At 64.1% G+C, this 22,739-nt stretch carries 35 protein-coding genes; 34 read left to right on the top strand and 1 reads right to left on the bottom strand.

The window, feature by feature from the left end:
* The 30 genes from ACW7G2_RS13545 to ACW7G2_RS13690 all read left to right on the top strand — a co-directional run.
* Positions 1 to 139 (top strand): EF-Tu C-terminal domain-related protein (locus ACW7G2_RS13545; RefSeq protein ID WP_456976731.1); only part of this gene is annotated, 139 nt, incomplete at its 5' end.
* A 450-nt stretch (positions 140 to 589) separates the two neighbouring features.
* Complete coding sequence (rpsJ, locus tag ACW7G2_RS13550; protein ID WP_343258327.1) at positions 590 to 901, top strand: 30S ribosomal protein S10; 312 nt, start codon at positions 590 to 592, stop codon at positions 899 to 901.
* Between the two features lie 10 nt (positions 902 to 911).
* On the top strand, positions 912 to 1,571 hold the full coding sequence (gene rplC / locus ACW7G2_RS13555) for a 50S ribosomal protein L3 (protein ID WP_456976675.1): 660 nt from the start codon (positions 912 to 914) through the stop codon (positions 1,569 to 1,571).
* On the top strand, positions 1,571 to 2,176 hold the full coding sequence (gene rplD, locus ACW7G2_RS13560; RefSeq protein WP_456976733.1) for a 50S ribosomal protein L4: 606 nt from the start codon (positions 1,571 to 1,573) through the stop codon (positions 2,174 to 2,176). Before rplC ends, rplD begins: the two co-directional genes overlap by 1 nt.
* The gene (rplW, locus tag ACW7G2_RS13565) at positions 2,173 to 2,472 is read left to right on the top strand and encodes a 50S ribosomal protein L23 (protein ID WP_456976677.1); all 300 of its coding nucleotides are present in this window, start codon (positions 2,173 to 2,175) and stop codon (positions 2,470 to 2,472) included. The genes rplD and rplW overlap by 4 nt, the downstream gene beginning before the upstream one ends.
* A 47-nt stretch (positions 2,473 to 2,519) precedes the next feature.
* Positions 2,520 to 3,347, top strand: coding sequence for a 50S ribosomal protein L2 (gene rplB / locus ACW7G2_RS13570; RefSeq protein ID WP_456976679.1), 828 nt, complete (start codon positions 2,520 to 2,522; stop codon positions 3,345 to 3,347).
* Positions 3,348 to 3,353: 6 nt separating this feature from the next.
* The gene (rpsS, locus tag ACW7G2_RS13575; protein ID WP_456976681.1) at positions 3,354 to 3,620 is read left to right on the top strand and encodes a 30S ribosomal protein S19; all 267 of its coding nucleotides are present in this window, start codon (positions 3,354 to 3,356) and stop codon (positions 3,618 to 3,620) included.
* Between the two features lie 10 nt (positions 3,621 to 3,630).
* A complete protein-coding gene (rplV, locus tag ACW7G2_RS13580) occupies positions 3,631 to 3,978 on the top strand; it encodes a 50S ribosomal protein L22 (RefSeq protein WP_456976683.1) in 348 nt (115 codons plus the stop codon).
* Between the two features lie 2 nt (positions 3,979 to 3,980).
* Positions 3,981 to 4,715 carry a 30S ribosomal protein S3 gene (rpsC, locus tag ACW7G2_RS13585; RefSeq protein WP_456976685.1) on the top strand — a complete coding sequence of 245 codons (735 nt, stop codon included), beginning with the start codon at positions 3,981 to 3,983 and terminating at the stop codon, positions 4,713 to 4,715.
* 2 nt (positions 4,716 to 4,717) lie between these two features.
* Positions 4,718 to 5,131 (top strand): 50S ribosomal protein L16, encoded by a 414-nt coding sequence (rplP, locus tag ACW7G2_RS13590; protein ID WP_456976687.1) that lies wholly within the window; start codon positions 4,718 to 4,720, stop codon positions 5,129 to 5,131.
* A gap of 1 nt (position 5,132) precedes the next feature.
* Positions 5,133 to 5,336, top strand: coding sequence for a 50S ribosomal protein L29 (gene rpmC / locus ACW7G2_RS13595; protein ID WP_456976689.1), 204 nt, complete (start codon positions 5,133 to 5,135; stop codon positions 5,334 to 5,336).
* A 33-nt stretch (positions 5,337 to 5,369) separates the two neighbouring features.
* Positions 5,370 to 5,633, top strand: a complete 264-nt coding sequence (rpsQ, locus tag ACW7G2_RS13600) for a 30S ribosomal protein S17 (protein WP_343258348.1) — start codon at positions 5,370 to 5,372, stop codon at positions 5,631 to 5,633.
* A 15-nt stretch (positions 5,634 to 5,648) separates the two neighbouring features.
* On the top strand, positions 5,649 to 6,017 hold the full coding sequence (rplN, locus tag ACW7G2_RS13605; RefSeq protein WP_456976691.1) for a 50S ribosomal protein L14: 369 nt from the start codon (positions 5,649 to 5,651) through the stop codon (positions 6,015 to 6,017).
* 16 nt (positions 6,018 to 6,033) lie between these two features.
* Positions 6,034 to 6,354, top strand: coding sequence for a 50S ribosomal protein L24 (gene rplX / locus ACW7G2_RS13610; protein WP_343258317.1), 321 nt, complete (start codon positions 6,034 to 6,036; stop codon positions 6,352 to 6,354).
* Positions 6,355 to 6,365: 11 nt separating this feature from the next.
* A complete protein-coding gene (gene rplE / locus ACW7G2_RS13615) occupies positions 6,366 to 6,902 on the top strand; it encodes a 50S ribosomal protein L5 (RefSeq protein ID WP_456976694.1) in 537 nt (178 codons plus the stop codon).
* A gap of 15 nt (positions 6,903 to 6,917) precedes the next feature.
* Entirely contained in the window at positions 6,918 to 7,223 is a 306-nt protein-coding gene (gene rpsN, locus ACW7G2_RS13620; protein WP_456976696.1) for a 30S ribosomal protein S14, read from the top strand.
* Between the two features lie 41 nt (positions 7,224 to 7,264).
* The gene (gene rpsH, locus ACW7G2_RS13625) at positions 7,265 to 7,660 is read left to right on the top strand and encodes a 30S ribosomal protein S8 (protein WP_456976698.1); all 396 of its coding nucleotides are present in this window, start codon (positions 7,265 to 7,267) and stop codon (positions 7,658 to 7,660) included.
* A 13-nt stretch (positions 7,661 to 7,673) separates the two neighbouring features.
* Positions 7,674 to 8,201 (top strand): 50S ribosomal protein L6, encoded by a 528-nt coding sequence (gene rplF, locus ACW7G2_RS13630; RefSeq protein ID WP_456976700.1) that lies wholly within the window; start codon positions 7,674 to 7,676, stop codon positions 8,199 to 8,201.
* 47 nt (positions 8,202 to 8,248) lie between these two features.
* Positions 8,249 to 8,602, top strand: a complete 354-nt coding sequence (gene rplR / locus ACW7G2_RS13635; RefSeq protein ID WP_456976702.1) for a 50S ribosomal protein L18 — start codon at positions 8,249 to 8,251, stop codon at positions 8,600 to 8,602.
* Positions 8,603 to 8,891: 289 nt separating this feature from the next.
* Complete coding sequence (gene rpsE, locus ACW7G2_RS13640) at positions 8,892 to 9,434, top strand: 30S ribosomal protein S5 (protein ID WP_456976735.1); 543 nt, start codon at positions 8,892 to 8,894, stop codon at positions 9,432 to 9,434.
* Complete coding sequence (rpmD, locus tag ACW7G2_RS13645) at positions 9,427 to 9,624, top strand: 50S ribosomal protein L30 (RefSeq protein WP_456976704.1); 198 nt, start codon at positions 9,427 to 9,429, stop codon at positions 9,622 to 9,624. The genes rpsE and rpmD overlap by 8 nt, the downstream gene beginning before the upstream one ends.
* A 6-nt stretch (positions 9,625 to 9,630) precedes the next feature.
* Positions 9,631 to 10,068 carry a 50S ribosomal protein L15 gene (rplO, locus tag ACW7G2_RS13650; RefSeq protein WP_456976706.1) on the top strand — a complete coding sequence of 146 codons (438 nt, stop codon included), beginning with the start codon at positions 9,631 to 9,633 and terminating at the stop codon, positions 10,066 to 10,068.
* Positions 10,069 to 10,088: 20 nt separating this feature from the next.
* Positions 10,089 to 11,414 carry a preprotein translocase subunit SecY gene (gene secY, locus ACW7G2_RS13655; protein ID WP_456976737.1) on the top strand — a complete coding sequence of 442 codons (1,326 nt, stop codon included), beginning with the start codon at positions 10,089 to 10,091 and terminating at the stop codon, positions 11,412 to 11,414.
* A gap of 418 nt (positions 11,415 to 11,832) precedes the next feature.
* Positions 11,833 to 12,189, top strand: a complete 357-nt coding sequence (gene rpsM / locus ACW7G2_RS13660) for a 30S ribosomal protein S13 (RefSeq protein ID WP_456976707.1) — start codon at positions 11,833 to 11,835, stop codon at positions 12,187 to 12,189.
* A gap of 9 nt (positions 12,190 to 12,198) precedes the next feature.
* Positions 12,199 to 12,588 carry a 30S ribosomal protein S11 gene (gene rpsK, locus ACW7G2_RS13665; protein WP_456976709.1) on the top strand — a complete coding sequence of 130 codons (390 nt, stop codon included), beginning with the start codon at positions 12,199 to 12,201 and terminating at the stop codon, positions 12,586 to 12,588.
* Positions 12,589 to 12,602: 14 nt separating this feature from the next.
* On the top strand, positions 12,603 to 13,238 hold the full coding sequence (gene rpsD, locus ACW7G2_RS13670; RefSeq protein ID WP_456976711.1) for a 30S ribosomal protein S4: 636 nt from the start codon (positions 12,603 to 12,605) through the stop codon (positions 13,236 to 13,238).
* Positions 13,239 to 13,414: 176 nt separating this feature from the next.
* Complete coding sequence (locus ACW7G2_RS13675; RefSeq protein ID WP_456976713.1) at positions 13,415 to 14,413, top strand: DNA-directed RNA polymerase subunit alpha; 999 nt, start codon at positions 13,415 to 13,417, stop codon at positions 14,411 to 14,413.
* Between the two features lie 272 nt (positions 14,414 to 14,685).
* Positions 14,686 to 15,072: a 50S ribosomal protein L17 gene (rplQ, locus tag ACW7G2_RS13680; protein ID WP_456976715.1), complete on the top strand. Its 387-nt coding sequence runs from the start codon at positions 14,686 to 14,688 to the stop codon at positions 15,070 to 15,072.
* Positions 15,073 to 15,169: 97 nt separating this feature from the next.
* A complete protein-coding gene (locus tag ACW7G2_RS13685) occupies positions 15,170 to 15,670 on the top strand; it encodes a disulfide bond formation protein B (RefSeq protein WP_456976717.1) in 501 nt (166 codons plus the stop codon).
* Positions 15,671 to 15,735: 65 nt separating this feature from the next.
* A complete protein-coding gene (locus ACW7G2_RS13690) occupies positions 15,736 to 17,130 on the top strand; it encodes a class II 3-deoxy-7-phosphoheptulonate synthase (RefSeq protein ID WP_456976719.1) in 1,395 nt (464 codons plus the stop codon).
* An 87-nt stretch (positions 17,131 to 17,217) separates the two neighbouring features.
* Here the strand turns inward: ACW7G2_RS13690 and typA are convergent, their stop codons facing one another.
* Positions 17,218 to 19,065, bottom strand: a complete 1,848-nt coding sequence (gene typA, locus ACW7G2_RS13695; RefSeq protein ID WP_456976721.1) for a translational GTPase TypA — start codon at positions 19,063 to 19,065, stop codon at positions 17,218 to 17,220.
* A gap of 123 nt (positions 19,066 to 19,188) precedes the next feature.
* Here typA and ACW7G2_RS13700 point away from each other — a divergent pair, with 123 nt between their 5' ends.
* The 4 genes from ACW7G2_RS13700 (at position 19,189) to ACW7G2_RS13715 (ending at position 22,490) form a co-directional block, all read left to right on the top strand.
* Positions 19,189 to 19,683, top strand: a complete 495-nt coding sequence (locus ACW7G2_RS13700; protein ID WP_456976723.1) for a peptidylprolyl isomerase — start codon at positions 19,189 to 19,191, stop codon at positions 19,681 to 19,683.
* A gap of 183 nt (positions 19,684 to 19,866) precedes the next feature.
* Positions 19,867 to 21,081, top strand: coding sequence for a pyridoxal phosphate-dependent aminotransferase (locus ACW7G2_RS13705; protein ID WP_456976725.1), 1,215 nt, complete (start codon positions 19,867 to 19,869; stop codon positions 21,079 to 21,081).
* Positions 21,082 to 21,095: 14 nt separating this feature from the next.
* Complete coding sequence (locus ACW7G2_RS13710; RefSeq protein WP_456976727.1) at positions 21,096 to 21,455, top strand: glutaredoxin family protein; 360 nt, start codon at positions 21,096 to 21,098, stop codon at positions 21,453 to 21,455.
* A 48-nt stretch (positions 21,456 to 21,503) separates the two neighbouring features.
* Complete coding sequence (locus tag ACW7G2_RS13715; protein ID WP_456976729.1) at positions 21,504 to 22,490, top strand: malate dehydrogenase; 987 nt, start codon at positions 21,504 to 21,506, stop codon at positions 22,488 to 22,490.
* Positions 22,491 to 22,739: the final 249 nt, after the last annotated feature.

Below are 22,739 nucleotides of genomic sequence, written 5' to 3' on the forward strand. Positions count from 1 at the left end.
GATGGTGATGCCGGGCGACAACGTGAAGATGGACGTTGAGCTGATCAACCCGGTGGCGATGGACGAAGGCCTGCGCTTTGCAATCCGCGAAGGCGGCCGCACGGTCGGCGCCGGCGTGGTGGCCAAGATCAACAAGTAATGGTTTGGCCCGTGCGCCTTTGGCGCACGGGCTTTTCAGGTCGGGCAGTCGGGTCTTCGGGCCGTTCCGCCCGCCTGGGGGCAAAACGGAAAAAGGGCTTGCGCTCCAGATTCCAATGCTCCATAATGGTCAGCTTGCTCACGGACTCAGCTTCATCGGGCCCGTGATACAGCGAAAGGAGGCGCAGGAAGCACCTCGTTTTCGCCAGACATGGAAATGTCGCGCGGCAGGGCCCCGGTCGTTCCGAAGGATTTTCGGAACATTACGGCAGGGGCGCGTTGTCACGCTTGCAGTTCCCTGTTTGGGCAGGGCGGCAACCGGCCTGCCTCTGTTTTCTCCGAAGGATACTTCCGGACTGGCGGCATTGGCTCGGAAAGTCTTTGATTTTAACGGGGTCCTGCGCACCCAGCCGCAGGGCCCGACGCTCTTTCAACCAAGGAATTTCGTCTCATGGCGGACCAAAAGATCCGGATCCGGCTCAAGGCTTTCGATCATCGTCTGATCGACCGCTCGGCCAGCGAGATCGTGGAAACGGCGCGGCGTACCGGCGCGCAGGTGCGCGGGCCCATCCCGCTGCCGACCAGGATCGAGCGCTACACCATCCTGACCTCGCCGCACGTCAACAAGGACGCGCGCGACCAGTATGAAACCCGCACGCACAAGCGCGTGCTCGACATCGTCGACCCCAATGACAAGACCGTGGACGCGCTGATGAAGCTCGAGCTCGCGGCCGGCGTCGACGTCCAGATCAAGCTGACCTGAGGCTAACGAAATGACTGCGAAGAGATATTCGCTGGGAATCGTCGGTCGCAAGGCGGGCATGAGCCGGGTGTTCACCGAAGATGGCCAGTCCATTCCGGTGACCCTGATCGAAGCCACCCCGAACCGTATTACCCAGGTGAAAACCGTCGACGCCGACGGCTACACCGCGGTGCAGGTCACCGCCGGGCACAAGCGTGCCTCCCTCATCAACAAGCCGGAATCCGGCCACCTGGCCAAGGCCAAGGTGGAAGCAGGCCGCGGTCTGTGGGAGCTGCGCGTGGATGACCTGGGCGAGCTGGCCGTTGGCGGCGAGGTCAAGGCCGACATCTTCCAGGTCGGCCAGAAGGTCGACGTCCAGGGCGTGACCAAGGGCAAGGGCTTCCAGGGCACGATCAAGCGCTGGAACTTCAGCATGGGTGACGCCACCCACGGCAACTCGCTGGCGCACCGGACCCCGGGTTCGCTGGGTCAGCGCCAGTCGCCGGGTCGTGTGTTCCCGGGCAAGAAGATGGCCGGTCACATGGGCGACGTGCGCCAGAGCACGCAGGGCCTGGAAGTGGTCAGGGTCGACGCCGAGCGCGGCCTGATCGCGGTCAAGGGCGCGGTACCGGGTGCGCCGGGCGGTGACGTGATCGTGCGTCCCACCAGCAAGGGTCAAGGAGCAGCATGATGGAACTTGCCATCGACAACAGCAGCCAGACGCTGTCGGTCTCCGACGCCGTATTCGGCCGTGAATTCAGCGAGGACCTGGTCCACCAGGTCGTTGTTGCCTACCGCAACGCCGGCCGTGCCGGCACCAAGGCGCAGAAGACGCGCTCGGAAGTGGCAGGCACCACCAAGAAGTCCAAGAAGCAGAAGGGTGGCGGTGCACGTCACGGCGCGTTGACCGCTCCGATCTTCCGCGGCGGTGGCGCGACCTTCGCGGCCAAGCCGCGCAGCTTCGGCGAGAAGGTCAACCGCAAGATGTACCGTGCGGCCATCGCCGCCATCCTGAGCGAGCTCAACCGCCAGGGCCGCCTGCGGGTGGTCGAGTCGTTCGATATCGACTCGCCCAAGAGCAGCGGCCTGGTTGCCAAGCTGAAGGAAGCCGAGGTGGGCAAGCGTCCGCTGATCGTGACCGAAGAGGCTTCGGAAAACCTGTACCTGTCCGCGCGCAACCTGCCCTACGTGGAAGTGCGTGACGTGCAGGGTCTGGACCCGGTTGCCCTGGTGTCCGCCGATACCGTGCTGGTCACCACCGACGCGGTGAAGAAGATCGAGGAGTGGCTGGCATGAACGAGGCGAAACTCTACGAAGTCATCCGTGCGCCGCGCGTGTCCGAAAAGACCGCGCGCCTGCAGGAAGTCTCCAACCAGTATGCGTTCGAAGTCGCGAAGGACGCGACCAAGGCCGATATCAAGACCGCCGTCGAGAAGCTGTTCGACGTCAAGGTCGAAGCGGTGAACGTGGTCAACGTGAAGGGCAAGAACAAGTCCTTCCGCTTTCGTACCGGCCGCCGCGGCGACTGGCGCAAGGCGTACGTGAAGCTGGCCGAGGGCCAGTCGATCGACGTGATGACGGCCAAGGTCTGACGGAGCCCTGATCCAGTCAGGTCTCCACTCAAACAGGATTCAGTCCCATGCCATTGATGAAATTCAAGCCCACATCCCCAGGCCGCCGTTCCGCGGTCCGCGTGGTCTCGCCCGAGCTGCACAAGGGCGACCCCTATGCGCCGCTGCTGGAAAAGCAGAGCCGTACCGGTGGTCGTAACCACCACGGCCGCACCACCACGCGCCACATGGGTGGCGGGCACAAGCAGCACTACCGCATCATCGACTTCAAGCGCAACAAGGAAGGCATTCCGGCGCGCGTGGAACGGATCGAATACGATCCCAACCGCACCGCCCACATCGCCCTGCTGTGCTACGTCGACGGTGAGCGCCGTTACATCATCGCCCCCAAGGGCCTGAAGGCAGGCGACCAGGTCATTGCGGGCTCCGATGCCCCGATCAAGACCGGCAACAGCCTGCCGCTGCGCAACATCCCGGTCGGCTCCACGGTGCACTGCATCGAAATGAAGCCGGGCAAGGGTGCGCAGATGGCCCGCGCTGCCGGCGCCGGCGTGCAGCTGGTTGCCCGTGAGGGAGCCTACGCCACACTGCGCCTGCGTTCGGGCGAGACCCGCCGCGTGCCGTCCGAGTGCCGGGCGACCATCGGTGAAGTCGGCAACGTCGAACACAACCTGCAGAAGCTGGGCAAGGCCGGTGCCAACCGCTGGCGCGGCATCAAGCCGGGCGTGCGCGGCGCGGCCATGAACCCGGTCGACCATCCGCACGGTGGTGGTGAGGGCAAGGCCGGGCAGGGCAACCCGCATCCGGTCACGCCTTGGGGCGTACCCACGAAGGGTTACAAGACGCGTCACAACAAGCGCACCCAGAAGTTCATTGTGCGCGACCGCAGGAGCTGATCGATCATGGCACGTTCACTTAAGAAAGGTCCTTTCGTCGACCACCACCTCGTCAAGAAGGTGGAGGCCGCAGGCACCACCAAGCGACCGATCAAGACCTGGTCGCGCCGGTCGATGATCCTGCCGGAAATGGTGGGATACACGATTGCCGTGCACAACGGACGCAATCACATTCCGGTGCTGATCAACGAAAACATGGTTGGACACAAGCTCGGCGAATTCGCATTGACCCGGACGTTCAAGGGTCACGGCGGCGATCGGAAGTCCAGGTAAGGAGATGACAATGGAAGCCAAAGCTGTATTGCGCAGCGTGCGCATCTCCGCACAGAAAGCCCGCCTGGTCGCGGACCAGGTGCGTGGGCTGTCGGCCGAGCGTGCCGTCGGCCTGCTCAGGTTCTCTGACAAGAAAGCCGCACACCTGATCCGCAAGGTGGTGGAGTCGGCGATCGCCAACGCCGAGAACAACCTGGGCGCCGACGTGGACGAACTGTCGGTGACCCGGATCATGGTGGATGAGGGTCCGACGCTGAAGCGTTTCATGGCGCGCGCCAAGGGCCGCGGCACCCGCATCCTCAAGCGCACCAGCCACATCACCGTGGTGGTGGGCGACGCGACCGGAAAGGGCAAGTAAACATGGGTAATAAGGTTCATCCGACCGGCTTTCGCCTCGGGGTTTCCAAGGATTGGAACTCCAAGTGGTACGCCGACAAAAAGGAATTCGCAGGCTATCTGACCGCTGACCTGAAGGTTCGCGAGATGCTGCGCAAGAAGCTGTCGCAGGCCGGTATCAGCAAGATCCTGATCGAGCGCCCGGCCAAGACCGCCCGCGTCACCATCCACACCGCCCGTCCGGGCGTGGTGATTGGCAAGCGCGGTGAGGACATCGACCGCCTGCGCAAGGAAGTGAGCGACATGATGGGCGTTCCGGCGCACATCAACGTCACCGAAGTGCGCAAGCCTGAACTGGATGCGCAGCTGGTGGCAGAGTCGATCGCCCAGCAGCTCGAGCGCCGCATCATGTTCCGCCGCGCAATGCGTCGGGCCGTGGGCAACGCCATGCGCCTCGGTGCCCTGGGTATCCGGGTCAACGTTGCAGGCCGCCTCAACGGCGCCGAAATCGCGCGCTCGGAGTGGTACCGCGAAGGTCGCGTGCCGCTGCACACCCTGCGTGCGGACATCGACTACGGTTTTGCCGAAGCGAGCACCACTTACGGGATCATCGGCATCAAGGTATGGGTCTACAAGGGCGAGATCTTCGATTTCAGCCAGGTGGGCCAGGAAAAGCAGGACGATTCGCCGCGCGGCGATCGTGGCGAGCGCAACGAGCGCCCGCGCGGTCCGCGTCGTGATCGGCAGGCGAGGGACTAATCATGCTGCAACCCAAGCGAACCAAATACCGCAAGACGCACAAGGGCCGTAACGCTGGCCTGTCGTGGAACGGCAACCTAGTGAGCTTCGGCGAATTCGGCCTCAAGGCCACCCAGACCGGGCAGATCACCGCGCGCCAGATTGAAGCCGGCCGCCGCTCGATCAGCCGTCACGTGAAGCGTGGCGGAAAGATGTGGATCCGGGTGTTCCCCGACAAGCCGATGACCAAGAAGCCGATCGAAGTGCGCATGGGCTCGGGCAAGGGCAACGTGGAGTACTGGGTAGCCCAGATCCAGCCCGGCCGCATGATCTACGAGATCGAAGGCGTTGATGAGGCAACCGCGCGCGAGGCGTTCCGCCTGGCCGCTGCCAAGCTTTCGGTCACCACCCAATTCGTGACCCGGACGGTGCGCTGATATGGCAACCATCAACGAACTGCGAGAAAAGTCGGCTGAGGACCTGCAGACCCACCTGGTGGAGCTGCACAAGGAACAGTTCTCGCTGCGCATGCAGAAGGCCACCGGCCAGCTGGACAAGACCCACGAGGCCCGCCGGGTCCGCCGCGACATCGCGCGCGTCAACACTCTGCTTGGCCAGATCGAATCTGGCACGCGGAAGTAAGGAAGGCCGACGATGAACGAGAACGTTACCGATATGAAGCAGGCCGAAAAAAAGCTGCGCACGGTTGAAGGCCGGGTGGTCAGCAACAAGATGGACAAGACCGTGACCGTACTGGTCGAGCGCCAGGTCAAGCACGCGCTGTACGGCAAGTACATCCGCCGCTCGACCAAGCTGCACGCCCACGACGCCGAGAACTCCTGCAACGAGGGCGATACCGTCCGCGTGGTGGAGATCGCGCCGATGTCCAAGACCAAGAACTGGCGCGTGGTCGAGATCGTCTCGCGCGCGGCCGAGTAAGGAAGGAGCGCTGACATGATCCAGACAGAAAGCCACCTCGACGTGGCCGACAACTCCGGCGCCAAGGAAGTGATGTGCATCAAGGTGCTCGGCGGCTCCAAGCGCCGTTACGCCGCGATTGGCGACATCATCAAGGTGTCGGTCAAGGACGCCATTCCGCGCGGCCGCGTGAAGAAAGGCGAGGTGTACAACGCCGTCGTGGTGCGTACCCGCAAGGGCGTGCGCCGTGCCGACGGTTCGCTGATCCGCTTCGATGGCAATGCCGCGGTGCTGCTGAACGCCAAGCATGAGCCGATCGGCACCCGCATCTTCGGGCCGGTGACGCGCGAGCTGCGCTCCGAGAAGTTCATGAAGATCGTCTCGCTCGCGCCTGAAGTGCTGTGAGCGGAGGACAGGAATAATGGCTATCAACCGTATCAAGAAGGGCGACCACGTCATCGTGACCGCCGGCAAGGACAAGGGTAAGCGCGGCGACGTAGTGCGCGTGGACGGCGATCGGGTGACCGTGTCGAACATCAACATCGTCAAGCGCCACACCAAGCCCAATCCCCAGGCTGGACAGCCTGGCGGGATCATCGAGCGCGAAGCGCCGATCAACGTGTCCAATGTGATGCCGTTCAACCCTGCTACCGGCAAGGGCGAGCGCATTGGTATCAAGGTGCTGGAGGATGGACGCCGGATTCGGGTGTTCCGCTCCAGTGGTGAAGCGCTCGACGCTTGAGGAATGAATAAATGAGCCGTCTGGAAAAGTTCTACAAGGAAGAAGTGATGCCGAAGCTCATGGAGCAGTTCGGCTACACCAATCCGATGCAGGTTCCGAAGGTATCCAAGATCACGCTCAACATGGGCGTGGGCGAGGCTGCTACCAACAAGAAGGTGCTGGAAAACGCAACCGCCGACATGGCCAAGGTGTCCGGCCAGAAGCCGATCGTGACCAAGTCGCGCGTGTCCGTGGCCTCGTTCAAGATCCGTGACGGCTGGCCGATCGGCTGCAAGGTGACCCTGCGTCGCCGGCGGATGTACGAGTTCCTGGACCGCCTGATCAACGTGTCGTTGCCGCGCGTTCGCGACTTCCGCGGTGTGTCGGCGCGTTCGTTCGACGGACGTGGCAACTTCAACATGGGTGTGAAGGAGCAGATCATCTTCCCGGAGATCGACTTCGACCAGGTTGATGCGGTCCGCGGCATGGATATCGCCATCACCACCACCGCGAAGACCAACGAGGAGGCCAAGGCCCTGCTCGAGGCCTTCCGCTTCCCGTTCCGCTGAGGAAGAGATTCAACTATGGCAAAGAAATCAATGGTCAACCGCGAGGTCAAGCGGGCGAAGCTGGCAGAGAAATATGCCGCCAAGCGCGAAGAGCTGAAGAAGATCATCTCCAGCCCGACCTCCGACTACGACGTGAAGATGGACGCCGTGGCCAAGCTGCAGAAGCTGCCGCGCGATTCGTCTCCGTCCCGCCAGACCAGCCGCTGCGCCCTGACCGGCCGGCCGCGTTCGGTGTACAGCAAGTTCGGCCTCGGCCGCAACAAGCTGCGCGAGGCCACCATGCGTGGCGACGTACCGGGTCTGCGCAAGGCGTCCTGGTAAACAATCAAAATCCTTACGGATATCGATGCAGGTAAACTGATATGAGCATGACTGATCCAATCGCCGACATGCTGACCCGCATGCGCAATGCGGCAGCGGTTGGCAAGCCGGCGGTGAAGATGCCCTCTTCCAAGATGAAGGTGGCCATCGCCAAGGTCCTCAAAGACGAGGGCTACATCACTGATTGGCGCGTGATCGAGACCGGCCCGAAGGCCGACCTTGAAGTCGAACTGAAGTATTACGAAGGCCAGCCGGTCATCGAGCAGATGCAGCGTTTCTCGCGGTCCGGCCTGCGCCAGTACCGCGGCAAGGACGATCTGCCGAAGGTGCTCAACGGGCTGGGTATCGCCATCATTTCAACCTCCAGGGGCATCATGACCGATGCGCAGGCGCGCCAGCAGGGCGTCGGCGGTGAAGTCCTGTGCTTCGTGGCCTGACGGAGAAAAAAGAATGTCCCGTATTGCCAAGAAGCCGATTCCGCTGCCCAAGGGCGTTGACCTGACCATCCAGGACGACTCGTTCACTGTGAAGGGCCCGAAGGGTTCCCTCTCCCTGGCGCGTCCGGAAGGCATCGATATCAAGATCGAGGACGGCAACATCGTGCTCGCCCCGGTCGAGCCTCAGCACATGGCCATTACCGGCACCATCCGCTCGATCCTGGGCAACATGGTGCACGGCGTGTCGGAAGGCTTTGAGCGCAAGCTCGAGCTGGTCGGCGTGGGTTACCGGGCCGCGGTGCAGGGCAAGGATCTGAACCTGACCCTGGGCTTTTCCCATCCGGTGCTGTTCCCGATTCCGGAAGGGATCACGATCACCACGCCAACCCAGACCGAGGTCCTGGTTGCCGGTGCCGACAAGCAGCAGGTGGGCCAGGTTGCCGCCAAGATCCGTGGATACCGTCCGCCGGAGCCCTACAAGGGCAAGGGCGTGAAGTACGCCGGTGAACAAATCATCCGCAAGGAAGCCAAGAAGGCTTAAGCGGACACCATCCGCGCCGATCCGCTTCCAACTGAGAAGACACAGCTATGGACAAGAATAAAGCTCGCCTGCGTCGCGCCCGCTCCACGCGCTCGCGCATCCGCGAACTCGAGGTGCCGCGCCTGTCGGTGCTGCGCACCGGCCAGCACCTGTACGCCCAGGTGTTCACCTCCGACGGCTCCAAGGTGCTGGCTGCCGCCAGCACCACCCAGGCCGACGTGCGTGAGGGCCTGAAGGGCCTGAACAACATTGAAGCCGCTACCAAAGTGGGCAAGGTCATCGCTGAAAAGGCGAAGGCTGCCGGTATCGAGAAGGTCGCGTTCGACCGCTCGGGATACCGCTACCACGGCCGCGTCAAGGCCCTGGCAGATGCCGCACGCGAAGGTGGTCTGCAGTTCTGATCCGTGAAATACCCTGGCGGGAGTCCGCTCCCGCCACTTGAGGGCTGTCACCCCGGCCCTGGTTGGCGTATTATCGCGGGTTCGCAATTCCCCGGCCCGGTTGTACCGGGCCGGGTTGCCACTGGAAAAGCGCGGGACTCCGCGCCGACCGGGCCTTGGCTCATCCGCCGGTGCGGACATGCACCGGACGTCCGTCGCCTTCTGTGCGGCGAAACGGAACACGGCACCAGCACCCAACAACAAGCGGCACCAGCCGTACATTCCCGATACTGACAAAGGCAAAAGAAAGATGGCAGAAGAACGCTCACCGCGCGGCCGCGACCGTAATCGTCGCGATCGCGAGGAAATGGACGACGGAATGATCGAGAAGCTGATCACGGTCAACCGCGTCGCAAAGACCGTCAAGGGCGGTCGCCAGTTTACCTTCACCGCGCTGACGGTTGTGGGCGACGGCGAAGGCCGGATCGGCTTCGGCTACGGCAAGGCCCGTGAAGTGCCGCTGGCGATCCAGAAGTCGATGGAAGCCGCCCGCAAGGGCATGAGCAACATCGAACTCAATGGCGGCACCCTGTGGCATACGGTCAACGCCAATCACGGTGCGGCCCGCGTGTTCATGAAGCCGGCTTCCGAAGGTACCGGCGTGATCGCCGGCGGTGCGATGCGCGCCGTGCTCGAGGCGGTTGGCGTGAAGGACGTGCTGGCCAAGGCGGTCGGCTCGCGTAACCCGATCAACCTGGTGCGCGCCACGATCAAGGGCCTGCAGTCGATGCACTCGCCCGGCAAGATCGCTGCCAAGCGCGGCAAGAAGGTGGAGGAACTTCAGCATGGCTAAGAAGGAAACCACCGGCGGCACCGTCAAGGTGCGCCTGGTCAAGGGCCTGCAGGGCACCCAGGGACGTCACCGCCTGTCGGTGCGTGCGCTGGGTCTGAGCAAGATCAACGACGTCCGTGAACTGAAGGACAGCCCGCAGGTGCGGGGCCTGATCAACAAGGTCCAGTATCTGGTCCGGGTCGAGGAGTAATCGACAATGCGACTGAACACTATGAAGCCCGCAGAGGGCGCCCGCACCGAACGCACGCGCGTCGGTCGTGGTATCGGCTCCGGCCTGGGCAAGACTGCCGGCCGTGGTCACAAGGGCACGTTCGCGCGCTCGGGCAAGGGCAAGATCAAGGCGGGCTTCGAAGGCGGCCAGATGCCGCTTCGCAAGCGTCTGCCGAAGGTCGGCTTCCGCTCGCGGATCGCCGGTGACACCGCTGAAGTCTTCCTGTACCAGCTGGAGAAGCTGGAAGGCGACATCGACTTCAAGGCGCTGCGCGCCGCGAAGCTGGTGCCGTCGACGGCCAAGCGCGCCAAGATCGTGAAGAAGGGCGAAGTGACGAAGAAGCTCGTGCTCAAGGGCGTGCTGGCCACGGCCGGTGCCCGCGCGGCTATCGAAGCCGCCGGCGGCAGCATTGAGGAAGCCTGATGTCGCGTAGCGCTGGCGCCATGGGTGGCCTGGGCGCAGGCCTGGGCAAGTTCACCGAGCTGCGGCAGCGTCTGCTGTTCGTGGCCGGTGCGCTGCTGGTGTACCGCATCGGGTGCTATATCCCGGTGCCGGGCGTCAACCCGGACGCAATGCTGCGCCTGATGGAGCAGCAGCAGGGCACCATCGTGGACATGTTCAACATGTTCTCCGGTGGCGCCCTGGAGCGCTTCAGCCTGTTCGCACTGAACGTGATTCCCTACATCTCGGCCTCGATCGTCATGCAGTTGATGGTGCAGATCGTGCCGAGCCTGAAGGCGATCCAGCGTGAGGGCGAATCGGGCCGTCGCAAGATCACCCAGTGGTCGCGCCTTGGTGCGATCCCGCTGGCGATCTTCCAGTCCGCGGGCATCGCGGTGGCGCTGCAGAGCTCGGGTGCCGGCGCGGGGCTGAACGTGGTCTACGCGCCGGGTATGGGCTTTGTGCTGACTGCCATCGTGGCGCTGACCGCAGGCACCATGTTCCTGGTGTGGCTGGGTGAGCAGGTGACCGAGCGGGGCATCGGCAACGGTGTATCGCTGATTATCTTCGCCGGCATCGTGGCCGGGCTGCCTGGTGCGATCTTCACCACGCTGGAGCAGGCCCGCAACGGCGACATGAGCCCGATCGCGGTGATCATGATCGCGGCGATCGTGATGGCCTTCACCTTCTTCGTGGTGTTTGTCGAACGCGGCCAGCGCAGGATCACAGTCAACTACGCACGACGTCAGGGTGGGCGGAACGCCTATCAGAACCAGACCTCGTTCCTTCCGCTGAAGCTCAACATGGCGGGCGTGATTCCGGCGATTTTTGCTTCGTCGATGATCATGTTCCCGGCGACCGTGTCCACCTGGTTCGGCCAGGCGGGTTCGGCACTGTGGCTGCAGCGGGCGGCGCAGGCGCTGTCTCCGGGCCAGCCGCTGTACATCCTGCTTTACGGCGGGCTGATCGCGGGCTTCACCTTCTTCTACACGGCGCTGGTGTTCAACAGCCAGGAAACCGCCGACAACCTGAAGAAGTCCGGAGCGCTGATTCCCGGTATTCGCCCGGGCAAAGCAACGGCTGAGTACGTGGACGGTGTGCTGACCCGGCTGACTGCGGCGGGCGCGACCTATCTGGTCATCGTTTGTCTGCTGCCCGAGTTCATGCGTACCGAGCTCAACGCGTCGTTCTACTTCGGTGGCACCTCGCTGCTGATCGTGGTGGTGGTGGTGATGGACTTCATCTCCCAGATCCAGGCGCACCTGATGTCGCACCAGTACGAAAGCCTGCTCAAGAAGGCCAACCTCAAGGGCGGCGGCAGGCGCTGAGGCGAAAGCAGGTTTCGCTGATGCAATGAACAATGGCGGGCTTCGGCCCGCCGCGGTCCGCCGGCCACACAGGTGGATCAGTACGGAAACAAAGGCGGCCCCGCAGGGCCGCATGGATCCCGGGACGTAGCGCCCGGATCCTGATGGGCGACCCGAGTGGCGATCTCGCGCACGGGTGGGCCAGCGCCAGTCCTCACTGGGTGGGTGGGGCGGCCAGAATGGGATTCTGATCCCGTTTTTGGCACAGCGCAGGTCCGTCGCCGGAGCATGGGCACACTCCCCATGCCGGAGTCCGCGGGATTTTTATCCCGGGGGCTTCCTGAAGAGCCGAGATCCTGATACAATTTCTTGTTCACTCTGCCCGATGCGTGCCGTTTTGGTGTCGCCCGGTCAGACTAACCAGTTTGGAGACCGCGTAATGGCGCGTATTGCTGGCGTCAACTTGCCCGCCCAGAAGCATGTCTGGGTTGGGCTCCAGAGCATCTACGGCATTGGCCGTACCCGTTCCCGGCAGGTCTGCACTGCGGCTGGCGTCGATGAGACGACCCGTATCGTGGACCTGTCCGAGCCTGAAGTCGAACGCCTGCGCGCCGAAGTTGGCAAGTTCGTGGTGGAGGGTGACCTTCGCCGTGAAGTAGGCATGTCAATCAAGCGTCTGATGGACCTGGGCAGCTACCGCGGCCTGCGTCATCGTCGCGGTCTTCCCCTCCGCGGCCAGCGCACCCGCACCAACGCACGTACCCGCAAGGGCCCGCGCAAGCCGATCAGGAAGTAAGGAATAGCCATGGCAAAGCCGGCAGCCAAGACCCGGAAGAAGATCAAGCGCGTCGTCACCGACGGCGTCGCTCACGTACACGCATCGTTCAACAACACGATCGTGACCATCACCGACCGCCAGGGCAACGCACTGTCCTGGGCGACTTCGGGAGGCGCGGGTTTCCGCGGCTCGCGCAAGTCGACCCCGTTTGCGGCACAGGTAGCAGCAGAGAAGGCCGGCAAGGCCGCTCTGGACTACGGCCTGAAGTCGCTGGAAGTGCGCATCAAGGGCCCTGGCCCGGGCCGTGAATCCGCCGTGCGTTCGCTGAACAACGTCGGGTACAAGATCACCAACATCATCGACGTGACGCCGATCCCGCATAACGGGTGCCGTCCGCCGAAAAAGCGCCGCGTCTGAGGGAGCGATAAGAAATGGCACGTTACATCGGTCCTACCTGTAAGCTCGCCCGTCGCGAAGGCGTCGATCTGGGTCTGAAGAGCCCGACCCGCGCGCTTGACTCCAAGTGCAAGCTGGATCAGAAGCCCGGCCAGCACGGTGCCGGTACCGGCGCCCGCCGCAGCAGGCTGTCCGACTACGCCACCCAGCTGCGCGAGAAGCAGAAGGTCAAGCGTATCTATGGCCTGCTGGAGCGTCAGTTCCGCAATTACTACAAGAAGGCTTCGACCAAGAAGGGCAACACCGGCGAGAACCTGCTGCAGGCGCTGGAAACCCGTCTGGACAACGTGGTCTACCGCATGGGCTTCGCCGTCACCCGTCCGTCGGCGCGCCAGCTGGTGTCGCACCGCGGCGTGACCGTGAACGGCCAGGTCGTGAACCTGCCGTCCTTCCAGGTGAAGGCAGGCGACGCGATTGCGCTGACCGAGAAAGCCCAGAAGCAGATGCGGGTGCAGGAAGCGCTGGACGTTTCCGCACAGATGGATCTCTCGCCGGGCTGGGTCGAAGTTGACGCCAAGAAGTTCAGCGGTGTGTTCAAGGCGGTGCCGGATCGCGGCGATCTGCCGCCCGACATCAACGAAGCATTGATCGTCGAGCTGTACTCGAAGTAAGGGCCGACTGATCTTCGCGGCTTTTCGCTTCGAAGACACATGCAGACGCCCACATCACCAGGCCGGTGCGCTTCGCGCATCGGCCGCCTCCTTGAAGCAAGGGGGCCCCAAATGCAAACGCCAAGGCAATCACCACCGGTTCCCGCCGGTGGGTCATTGCAGGAGAAGCCAATAACATGACGGTTACCGCCAACCAGGTCCTGCGCCCCCGCGCCCCGCAGATCGAGCGCCTGAACGGCAATCGCGCCAAGGTCGTGATCGAACCGTTGGAGCGGGGCTACGGGCATACGCTTGGCAACGCGCTGCGCCGCGTGCTGCTTTCGTCCATCCCCGGCTTCGCGATCACCGAGGTCGAGATCGACGGCGTGCTGCACGAGTACAGTGCCATCGAAGGCCTGCAGGAAGACGTGCTGGAAGTGCTCCTCAACCTGAAGGATGTCGCCATCCGCATGGGTACGGGCGAGTCTTCCACCCTGAGCCTGAGCAAGTCGGGCCCGGGCGTAGTGACCGCCGGTGACATCAAGGTTGATCACAACGTTGAGGTGCTTAACCCCGACCACGTGATCTGCAACCTGACCAAGGATGCCTCGATCAACATGCAGCTCAAGGTCGAGCGCGGTTTCGGTTACCAGCCGGCAGCGGCCCGCCGCCACCCGGACGAAGAAACCCGCACGATCGGCCGGCTGATGCTGGACGCCTCGTTCTCCCCGGTGCGCCGCGTGGCGTACGAAGTGGAAGCGGCCCGCGTCGAGCAGCGCACCGACCTGGACAAGCTGGTCCTGGACATCGAGACCAACGGCACGATCGACGCCGAGGAAGCCGTGCGCACCGCCGCCGACATCCTCACCGACCAGCTGTCGGTGTTCGGCGACTTCACCAACCGTGACCGCGGCGCGAGCAAGCCGCAGCCGGCCGGTGTGGATCCGCTGCTGCTGCGTCCGATCGACGATCTGGAACTGACCGTGCGTTCGGCCAACTGCCTGAAGGCCGAGAGCATCTACTACATCGGCGACCTGATCCAGAAGACCGAAGTGGAGCTGCTCAAGACCCCGAACCTGGGCAAGAAGTCGCTCACCGAGATCAAGGAAGTGCTGGCGCAGCGTGGCCTGTCGCTGGGCATGAAGCTTGAGAACTGGCCGCCGCCGGGGCTCAACAGCCACGGCATGCTGGGCTGAGGAAGCGCGTTTGCGAGCCACCACTGGCTCGCGCGCTTGCGCACGCCCGGTCAGGATGACTGGGCATGGCTCTCCGGAGCCGTTGCAGCACCGCCATGGATTGCAGCCACGAAATTGATTGTGCAGTTGCAGTAGTACTCAGCGTCGACGGCCCAAGGCCGCGACCAACGCCGGCAAGGGACGCCGGTCAGGACCATCCGCAGTCCATGTTCCAACGCCAGGAAGGCGACAGCGAAATCCAACGTTCCAGCACTCAATAAGGAAGCATACTCATGCGCCACCAGAAAGCCGGCCGCAAGTTCAGCCGCACCAGCGCCCATCGCCAGGCGATGTTCAAGAACATGGCCGCGTCCCTGTTCAAGCACGAACTGATCAAGACCACCCTGCCCAAGGCCAAGGAACTGCGCCGCGTCGCCGAGCCGCTGATCACCCTGGCCAAGGTCGACAGCGTTGCCAACCGCCGTCTGGCCTTCTCGCGTCTGCGTGACAAGGAAGCCGTGGGCAACCTGTTCACCACCCTCGGTCCGCGCTACGGATCGCGTCCGGGCGGGTACCTGCGCATCCTCAAGTGCGGCTTCCGCGCCGGTGACAACGCGCCGATGGCCTACGTTGAACTGGTCGACCGCCCGCAGGCGGATGCTGCCGGCGACAACGACTGATCCGTTCCGCGTGATCTGATCGAATCCAGAAACCCCGGCCCGCGCGTCGGGGTTTTTGCTATCTTGCGCTGCTTCCGTAACGGCCCCGCCAATGAGCATGAAGACACCCCGCTCGCGTTTCCGCACCCAGATGCTGGCCGCCGGCGCGATCTGTTTCGTCCTGATCGGATTCGCGATCTTTTCGCAGCTGCAGTGGGGGCTGGATCCGTGCCCGCTGTGCATTTTCCAGCGCCTGGCGTTCGCCGGCCTGGGCGTGGTGCTGCTGGCTGCCGGGGTCTTCGCGCCAGGGGCGCCCTGGGGCCGGCGCGCCTGGTCGCTGTTGGCTGCGGTCGCGGCCGGAGTTGGCATTGCGATTTCCGGCCGGCATGTGTGGCTGCAATTGTTCCCACCGCCGATTCCGGCCTGTGGGCCGCCGCTGGATTTTCTGCGCGAGACCCTGTCCACGGGACACCTGATCCGCCGGGTGCTCACCGGCACCGGTGACTGCGGCGCCGTGGACTGGACCTTCCTGGGCCTTTCAATGCCAATGTGGGCGCTGACCTGGTTCCTGCTGCTGGGAGCATGGGCGCTGTATGCGGGTTTCAGCCGCAGCCGGTAGGCTTGCTTCAAATTGACGCATTGCAGCAATCTGTCATGATGGCGAACCGCTACAGGTAGTTGCCAATGAGCCAACCAGAACGTTCCCTCCGTGCCGTGAACCTGCCCGCCGAATGGACTCCGGACAGCTGGCGCGGCCGTCCGGCCCTGCAACTGCCTGTGTATCCGGATGCGGATGAGCTGGCCGGCGTGCAAGGGGAGTTGGCTGCGCTGCCGCCTCTGGTGACTTCCTGGGAAATCCTCAGCCTCAAGCAGCAGCTTGCCGAAGCCCAGGAAGGGCGGCGGTTCCTGCTGCAGGGCGGCGACTGTGCGGAAAACTTCAGCGACTGCAGCTCGGAAGTGATTTCCAACCGGCTCAAGGTGCTGCTGCAAATGAGTCTGGTGCTGGTACACGGCATGCGCATGCCCGTGGTGAGGGTAGGGCGTTTCGCCGGTCAATACGCCAAACCGCGTTCAGCAGACACCGAAACCCGCGATGGGGTGGTGTTGCCGACCTACCGTGGCGACATCGTCAACGGTCCGGACTTCACCGCCGCCGCGCGCACGCCGGATCCGCGGCGCATGGTCAAGGCGCATGCGCGCTCGGCCATGACCATGAACTTCATCCGTTCGCTCATCGATGGCGGCTTTGCCGACCTGCACCATCCCGAATACTGGGGTCTGGAATGGGTGGGTGACTCCCCGCTGGCCGAGGAATACCAGCGCATGGTCAATGGCCTGGGCGATTCGGTACGTTTCATGGAAACCCTGGTGGGCACCCAGGTCCACGAGCTGAAGCGGGTGGACTTCTACACGTCGCACGAGGCCTTGCTGTTGCCCTACGAGGAGGCGCAGACCCGTCAGGTGCCGCGTCAATGGGGCTGGTTCAACCTCAGCACCCATTTCCCCTGGATCGGCATGCGCACCTGTGCAGCTGACGGCGCCCATATCGAATATTTCCGCGGCATCCGCAACCCGATAGCTGTGAAAGTGGGGCCGTCGGTGACAGCCGACCAGCTGCGCAAGCTGATCGATGTGCTCAATCCGGATGATGAGCCTGGACGCCTGAGCCTGATCCATCGCATGGGTGCCGCCCATGTCGGCGAGAAGCTGCCCCCGCTGCTGGACGCGATCCGCCGTGACGGTCGTCGCGTGCTGTGGGTGTGTGACCCCATGCACGGCAATACCGAAGCCAGCAGCAACGGGTACAAGACCCGGCGCTTCCACAATATCCGCAGTGAAATCGAGCAGTCGTTCGATATCCATGCGGCCGCAGGCACGCGCCTGGGCGGCGTGCATCTGGAACTGACCGGCGAAGACGTGACCGAGTGCACCGGAGGCGCCCGCGAGCTGACCGATAAGGATCTCAGCCGTGCTTACCGCTCCACGGTCGACCCGCGGCTGAACTACGAACAGGCGCTGGAAACGGCGATGCTGATCGGCCGCAAGCAGGCCTCGCTGGGAGCGCCGGCACCGGCCTGAGCTGGGTAGGGAGAAGGGGCGTCCAATCTGTGTGGGCGCCCGCTCCAGGCTCCAAGCCGGCGGAAGCCGGCTCTGGGTCAAGTCAGGTCAGGACGAGCGGCTGGCGCGCTTGCGGTCCACTTCGGTGCGGTGCTTCTTGCGCAGGCGGATCTGGTTGGGCGTGACTTCCACCAGCTCATCGTCATCGATGAACTCCAGCGCCTGCTCCAGCGAGAACCGGATCGGCGGCACCAGGCCTTCGTCATCATCCTTGCCGGTGGCGCGGAAGTTGGTCAGCTGTTTGCCGCGCAGTGCGTTGACGGTCAGGTCATTGTCCTTGGAGTTGATGCCGATCACCTGGCCCTCGTAGATCTCTTCGCCAGGCTCGATGAACAGCCGTCCGCGCTCCTGCATCGCCATCTGTGCGTAGGCGGGGGACGGACCGGTGGCATTGGAGATCAGCACGCCGTTGCTGCGCTGGCCGATATCCGCATCGGACCTCGGCCCGTAGTGGTCAAACACATGGAACAGCATGCCGGTGCCCGAGGTAATCGTCTTGAATTCGGTCTGGAAGCCGATCAGCCCACGCGCGGGGATGATGAACTCCATTCGCACGCGGCCCTTGCCGTCCGGCTCCAGGTTCTGCAGCACCGCCTTGCGCTCACCCAGGCGGCCCATCACGTTGCCCTGGTGCTGCTCGTCCACGTCGGCCACCAGCGCCTCGTAAGGCTCTTCGGTCACCCCGTCGACCTCGCGCAGGATCACTTCCGGGCGCGACACGGCCAGCTCGTAGCCTTCGCGACGCATGGTTTCGATCAGGATGGACAGGTGCAGCTCGCCGCGGCCGGAGACCGTGAAACGGTCGGCATCGGCGGTATCTTCAACCCGCAGCGCCACGTTGTGCCGGGTTTCCCGGATCAGACGTTCGCGCAGCTGGCGTGAGGTCAGGAACTTGCCGCCGGAGCGGTCCTTGGTGCCGGCAAACGGCGAATCGTTGACCTGGAAGGTCATGGAGATGGTGGGCTCGTCCACCGCCAGTACCGGCAGCTGCTCCACTGCGGAAGGGTCGCAAAGCGTGTCGGAGATGCCGAGGTTGTCGATGCCGGAGAAGGCGATGATGTCGCCGGCACTGGCTTCCTGCACCTCGACCCGCTCCAGGCCCATGAAGCCCAGCACCTGCATCACCTTGGCGTTGCGGGTGCTGCCATCGGCGGCGATCACGGTCACCTGCTGGTTGGTCTTGACCTTGCCGCGCTGGATCCGGCCCACCCCGATCACGCCCACGTAGCTGTTGTAGTCCAGCGTGGTCACCCGCATCTGGAACGGACCATGCGGATCCACCGGCGGCGGCGGAACGTGGAGGGTGATCGCTTCGAACAGCGGGGTCATGTCGCCGCTGCGCACGGTGTCTTCCAGCCCGGCATAGCCCTGCAGGCCGGAGGCGTAGATCACCGGGAAGTCCAGCTGGTCGTCGGTGGCGCCGAGGCGATCGAACAGGTCGAAGGTCTGGTCGAGCACCCAGCTCGGGCGCGCGCCCGGACGGTCCACCTTGTTCACCACCACGATCGGCTTGAAGCCCATCGCGAATGCCTTCTGGGTGACGAAGCGGGTTTGCGGCATCGGCCCGTCCATCGCGTCCACCAGCACCAGCACCGAGTCCACCATCGACAGCACGCGCTCGACTTCGCCGCCGAAGTCGGCGTGTCCAGGGGTGTCTACGATGTTGATGCGCCAGACTTCGCCGGTTTCCGGGTGGGTCCAGCGGATCGCGGTGTTCTTGGCGAGGATGGTGATTCCGCGCTCTTTTTCGATATCGCCGCTGTCCATCACCCGGTCGGGGACGATGGTGCGTTCATCGAACGTGCCCGACTTGCGCAGAAGCTGGTCGACGAGGGTGGTTTTTCCATGGTCGACGTGGGCGACGATGGCGATATTGCGGAGGCGTTCGACTGACATGGATTTTGGCATCGGGCAGGCCGCACCCTGGTGCCATGGCAGGCAGGCGCGGGAAAGGACAGGGGTTAGCCGGTTATTATAGCTTGCTTGACCCCTCCTCACCTGTCCCCAAGGAAAATCCACATGTCCCTGCACGCCCTTTTCGATACCGACCGCGGCCAGATCAAGATCGAGCTGCTGGCCGACAAGGCCCCGCTGACCGTCGCCAACTTCGTCAACCTTGCCAAGCGGGGTTTTTACGACGGCCTGAACTTCCACCGCGTCATCGCCGATTTCATGGTCCAGGGCGGTTGCCCCCAGGGTACCGGTACCGGTGGCCCGGGCTACCGGTTTGAAGACGAAACCGACAACGGCGTGCCGCACGAGCGTGGCGTGCTGGCGATGGCCAACGCCGGGCCCAGCACCAACGGCAGCCAGTTCTTCATCACCCACATCAAGACCGACTGGCTGGACGGCAAGCACACCGTGTTTGGCAAGGTTGTTGAAGGCCTTGATGTGGTGGATGCCATCAAGCAGGGCGACGGAATCACCTCGGTGAAGATCGAAGGTGACGCGGACGCCGTGCTGGCCGCCAAGGCCGATCGCGTGGCCGAGTGGAACAAGATCCTGGCGGCCTGAGCGCCACGCAGTGCATGCCGGCATGATGCCCCGGCGTGCAACTGCCTGCGGGGTCGGAGTGTGTGCTGCCGGCTCCCGCAGGCCTGGCTCCCGCAGGCCTGTTGTAGAGGCCCGATCACGCCGGACCCGCGTGTTAAAATCCGCCGTTTACCCAGTCCCAGGAGCACGCCCGAAGTGTCAGCAATGCCCAAGCTTGCCCGGCCCACGCTCGCCCGGCGCGTCGGCCGTGCCCGGCCCAGCGCCATCATGCAGGTGGCCCAGAAGGCCAACCGGATGAAGGCGGAAGGCCGCGATGTGATCAATTTCTCCATCGGAGTGCCGAATTTCCTGCCCGGGGAGCATGTGTATGCCGCCGCCCATGCCGCGCTGGACAACGACTCCGGCCAGTACGGCAGCAACCGTGGCTCCGATGCGCTGTTGGATGCTTTCCTCGGCCATATCGAAGCGCTGGGCCTGACCGGTTACACCCGCGCCAACTGCGCGACCGGCATCGGCGCCAAGCACCTGATCCACAACCTGGCCGAAGCGCTGCTGGACGAAGGCGACGGTATTGCCTTCCCGACCCCGTATTGGACCAGCTACCTGGACATTGCCGAGATCGTCAATGCCAAGGTGCAGCTGCTGCCGTGCCCGGCGGAACAGGATTACAAGCTCACTCCGGCGCAGCTGGATGAGGCCCTGGCGCAGAAGCCGAAGGTGTTCCTGTTCAACAACCCGTCCAACCCGACCGGCATGGTCTACACCCGGGAAGAGATCGCCGCGCTGGCCGATGTGCTCGTCAAGCACCCCGAAACCTGGGTGATTACCGACGACATCTACAACCGGATGGTGTTTGACGGTGTGGGCTACCACAACTTCGTCCAGGCACGGCCGGAGCTGCGCGACCGGGTGATTTTCCTGGATTCGCTGTCCAAGACCTGGGGCATGCCCGGCTGGCGGGTCGGCCTGATGGCCGGTCCGGAAGTGGTGGCCCAAGCCGTGGCTACGCTCAATTCCAACCACATCACCAGCCTGCCCGAGGTGGTCTCCGCAGCCGCGATCGCGGCGCTGTCCGGCCCGCAGGACGTGCCGGATGCCAAGCGTGAGGAATTCCAGGCCAAGCGCGACCAGGTGCTCGACGCCATGGCCGCGATCCCGGGCGTGGTCTGCCCGCGGCCGCAGGGCGCGTTCTACGTATTCCCGGATATCAGCGTGGCGTTCGGCAAATCGCACCACGGCGTGCGGATCGAAAACGACATTGATTTCTGCACCGCGCTGCTCGAGTCCAAGGCCGTGGCCTGCGTGCCCGGTTCGGCGTTCGGCGAGCCGCGCAGCATGCGGATCAGCTACACCTGCCCGACGCCGCAGCTGGCGCCCGGGCTGGAGCGGATCCGCGAATTCTTCGCCGAGCTGGCCTGACAGGAGGCATGCCGATGCGCGCGCTGTGGATCCTGGCACTGATCGCGCTCATCGGCGGCATCCTGCACTTTCGCGGTGAGTCCGGAGTGGCAGAGCTGCACCCCGATGATCCGCGCAACAGCACCGGCGGGGACCGCATCGTGATGCTGGCGGCCGACTGGTGCGGATACTGCCGCAAACAGCAGGCCGAGTTTTCCCGCGCCAATGTGCGCTACCGCATCCTGGACGTGGACACGGAAGAGGGCGATCGCGCCATGCGCGCGGTTGGCGCCCGTGCCGTCCCGGTGACCATCATTGGCCAGGATGTGGTGCGTGGCTACAACGTGGCCATCCTGGATGAAAAGCTGACCCCGCTGGGTTACCGCGTCTACTAGCGGTGTCCGCGACAACCCCACACGAACATGCATGAAGAGGAACCGCCCATGAAAACGCCCGTCCGAGTTGCCGTTACCGGCGCCGCCGGTCAGATCGGCTACGCCCTGCTGTTCCGCATCGCCTCCGGCGAAATGTTGGGCAAGGACCAGCCGGTGATCCTGCAGATGCTGGAACTGCCGATGGAAAAGGCCCAGGCCGCGCTCAAGGGCGTGATGATGGAGCTGGAGGACTGCGCGTTCCCGCTGCTGGCCGGCATGGTCGGCACCGATGATCCGGAGGTCGCGTTCAAGGACGCCGACGTTGCCCTGCTGGTCGGCGCGCGTCCGCGCGGCCCGGGCATGGAGCGCAAGGACCTGCTGCTGGAGAACGCGAAGATCTTCACCGCCCAGGGCGCGGCGCTGAACAAGGTGGCTTCGCGTGACGTGAAGGTGCTGGTGGTCGGCAACCCGGCCAATACCAACGCCTACATCGCGATGAAGTCCGCCCCGGACCTGAAGCCGCAGAACTTCACCGCCATGCTGCGCCTGGACCACAACCGGGCGCTGAGCCAGCTGTCCAGCAAGCTCGGCAAGCCGGTAGGCGACATCGAAAAGCTGATCGTGTGGGGCAACCACAGCCCGACCATGTATCCCGACTACCGCTTCGCCACCGCTGACGGCGCGTCGATTGCCGAGGCCATCAACGACCAGGAGTGGAACGCCGATACCTTCATTCCCACCGTTGGCAAGCGCGGCGCGGCGATCATCGAGGCCCGGGGCCTGTCCTCGGCCGCCTCGGCCGCCAACGCCGCCATCGACCACATCCGCGACTGGGTGGCGGGTTCGAACGGCAAGTGGGTGACCATGGGCGTGCCGTCCGACGGCAGCTATGGAGTCCCGGAAGGCGTGATGTTCGGTTTCCCGGTGACCACCGAAAACGGGGAGTACACGATCATCAAGGACCTGCCGGTCGACGACTTCAGCCGGAAGTACATCGACAAGACCCTGGCTGAGCTGGAAGAAGAGCGCTCAGGCGTGGCCCACCTGCTGGATTGAGGAGGGTCCGGCGCACGCCGACGGGGACCGGCTGACCCGGCTGATTGCCCCGCCGCCGTGTAGGAGCGCGCCATGCGCGCGAAGCCGCGTGAATCTTGGCAGCGCCGCGAGGCGTCGGTCCTAGCGCTGGTACCGAAGCTGCCCGGCCGCCCGCCGTCACGCGGCTTCGCGCGCATGGCGCGCTCCTACCGGGTGAAGAAGGGAGGTGGTGGTCCAGTCCCCCGAATCGGACGTCTCGCGTCGGCCACG

The organism is Luteimonas sp. A277 (genome assembly GCF_054052045.1).

Excerpts from the sequence above, each read along its gene's own strand:
- rpsQ (WP_343258348.1), top strand. The coding sequence starts at position 5,370 with ATGAAGCAGGCCGAAAAAAAGCTGCGCACGGTTGAAGGCCGGGTGGTC.
- ACW7G2_RS13685 (WP_456976717.1), top strand. The coding sequence starts at position 15,170 with ATGAAGACACCCCGCTCGCGTTTCCGCACCCAGATGCTGGCCGCCGGC.
- ACW7G2_RS13675 (WP_456976713.1), top strand. The coding sequence starts at position 13,415 with ATGACGGTTACCGCCAACCAGGTCCTGCGCCCCCGCGCCCCGCAGATC.
- rplW (WP_456976677.1), top strand. The coding sequence starts at position 2,173 with ATGAACGAGGCGAAACTCTACGAAGTCATCCGTGCGCCGCGCGTGTCC.
- rpsM (WP_456976707.1), top strand. The coding sequence starts at position 11,833 with ATGGCGCGTATTGCTGGCGTCAACTTGCCCGCCCAGAAGCATGTCTGG.
- rpsN (WP_456976696.1), top strand. The coding sequence starts at position 6,918 with ATGGCAAAGAAATCAATGGTCAACCGCGAGGTCAAGCGGGCGAAGCTG.
- rplE (WP_456976694.1), top strand. The coding sequence starts at position 6,366 with ATGAGCCGTCTGGAAAAGTTCTACAAGGAAGAAGTGATGCCGAAGCTC.
- rpsJ (WP_343258327.1), top strand. The coding sequence starts at position 590 with ATGGCGGACCAAAAGATCCGGATCCGGCTCAAGGCTTTCGATCATCGT.
- ACW7G2_RS13690 (WP_456976719.1), top strand. The coding sequence starts at position 15,736 with ATGAGCCAACCAGAACGTTCCCTCCGTGCCGTGAACCTGCCCGCCGAA.
- rplN (WP_456976691.1), top strand. The coding sequence starts at position 5,649 with ATGATCCAGACAGAAAGCCACCTCGACGTGGCCGACAACTCCGGCGCC.
- rplX (WP_343258317.1), top strand. The coding sequence starts at position 6,034 with ATGGCTATCAACCGTATCAAGAAGGGCGACCACGTCATCGTGACCGCC.
- rpsH (WP_456976698.1), top strand. The coding sequence starts at position 7,265 with ATGAGCATGACTGATCCAATCGCCGACATGCTGACCCGCATGCGCAAT.
- rplP (WP_456976687.1), top strand. The coding sequence starts at position 4,718 with ATGCTGCAACCCAAGCGAACCAAATACCGCAAGACGCACAAGGGCCGT.
- ACW7G2_RS13710 (WP_456976727.1), top strand. The coding sequence starts at position 21,096 with ATGCGCGCGCTGTGGATCCTGGCACTGATCGCGCTCATCGGCGGCATC.
- rplD (WP_456976733.1), top strand. The coding sequence starts at position 1,571 with ATGGAACTTGCCATCGACAACAGCAGCCAGACGCTGTCGGTCTCCGAC.
- rplV (WP_456976683.1), top strand. The coding sequence starts at position 3,631 with ATGGAAGCCAAAGCTGTATTGCGCAGCGTGCGCATCTCCGCACAGAAA.
- typA (WP_456976721.1), bottom strand. The coding sequence starts at position 19,065 with ATGTCAGTCGAACGCCTCCGCAATATCGCCATCGTCGCCCACGTCGAC.
- ACW7G2_RS13700 (WP_456976723.1), top strand. The coding sequence starts at position 19,189 with ATGTCCCTGCACGCCCTTTTCGATACCGACCGCGGCCAGATCAAGATC.
- rpsC (WP_456976685.1), top strand. The coding sequence starts at position 3,981 with ATGGGTAATAAGGTTCATCCGACCGGCTTTCGCCTCGGGGTTTCCAAG.
- rplQ (WP_456976715.1), top strand. The coding sequence starts at position 14,686 with ATGCGCCACCAGAAAGCCGGCCGCAAGTTCAGCCGCACCAGCGCCCAT.
- rpmC (WP_456976689.1), top strand. The coding sequence starts at position 5,133 with ATGGCAACCATCAACGAACTGCGAGAAAAGTCGGCTGAGGACCTGCAG.
- rplR (WP_456976702.1), top strand. The coding sequence starts at position 8,249 with ATGGACAAGAATAAAGCTCGCCTGCGTCGCGCCCGCTCCACGCGCTCG.
- rplC (WP_456976675.1), top strand. The coding sequence starts at position 912 with ATGACTGCGAAGAGATATTCGCTGGGAATCGTCGGTCGCAAGGCGGGC.
- rpsS (WP_456976681.1), top strand. The coding sequence starts at position 3,354 with ATGGCACGTTCACTTAAGAAAGGTCCTTTCGTCGACCACCACCTCGTC.
- rplB (WP_456976679.1), top strand. The coding sequence starts at position 2,520 with ATGCCATTGATGAAATTCAAGCCCACATCCCCAGGCCGCCGTTCCGCG.
- rplF (WP_456976700.1), top strand. The coding sequence starts at position 7,674 with ATGTCCCGTATTGCCAAGAAGCCGATTCCGCTGCCCAAGGGCGTTGAC.
- rpsK (WP_456976709.1), top strand. The coding sequence starts at position 12,199 with ATGGCAAAGCCGGCAGCCAAGACCCGGAAGAAGATCAAGCGCGTCGTC.
- ACW7G2_RS13715 (WP_456976729.1), top strand. The coding sequence starts at position 21,504 with ATGAAAACGCCCGTCCGAGTTGCCGTTACCGGCGCCGCCGGTCAGATC.
- rpmD (WP_456976704.1), top strand. The coding sequence starts at position 9,427 with ATGGCTAAGAAGGAAACCACCGGCGGCACCGTCAAGGTGCGCCTGGTC.
- rplO (WP_456976706.1), top strand. The coding sequence starts at position 9,631 with ATGCGACTGAACACTATGAAGCCCGCAGAGGGCGCCCGCACCGAACGC.
- ACW7G2_RS13705 (WP_456976725.1), top strand. The coding sequence starts at position 19,867 with ATGCCCAAGCTTGCCCGGCCCACGCTCGCCCGGCGCGTCGGCCGTGCC.
- rpsE (WP_456976735.1), top strand. The coding sequence starts at position 8,892 with ATGGCAGAAGAACGCTCACCGCGCGGCCGCGACCGTAATCGTCGCGAT.
- rpsD (WP_456976711.1), top strand. The coding sequence starts at position 12,603 with ATGGCACGTTACATCGGTCCTACCTGTAAGCTCGCCCGTCGCGAAGGC.
- secY (WP_456976737.1), top strand. The coding sequence starts at position 10,089 with ATGGGTGGCCTGGGCGCAGGCCTGGGCAAGTTCACCGAGCTGCGGCAG.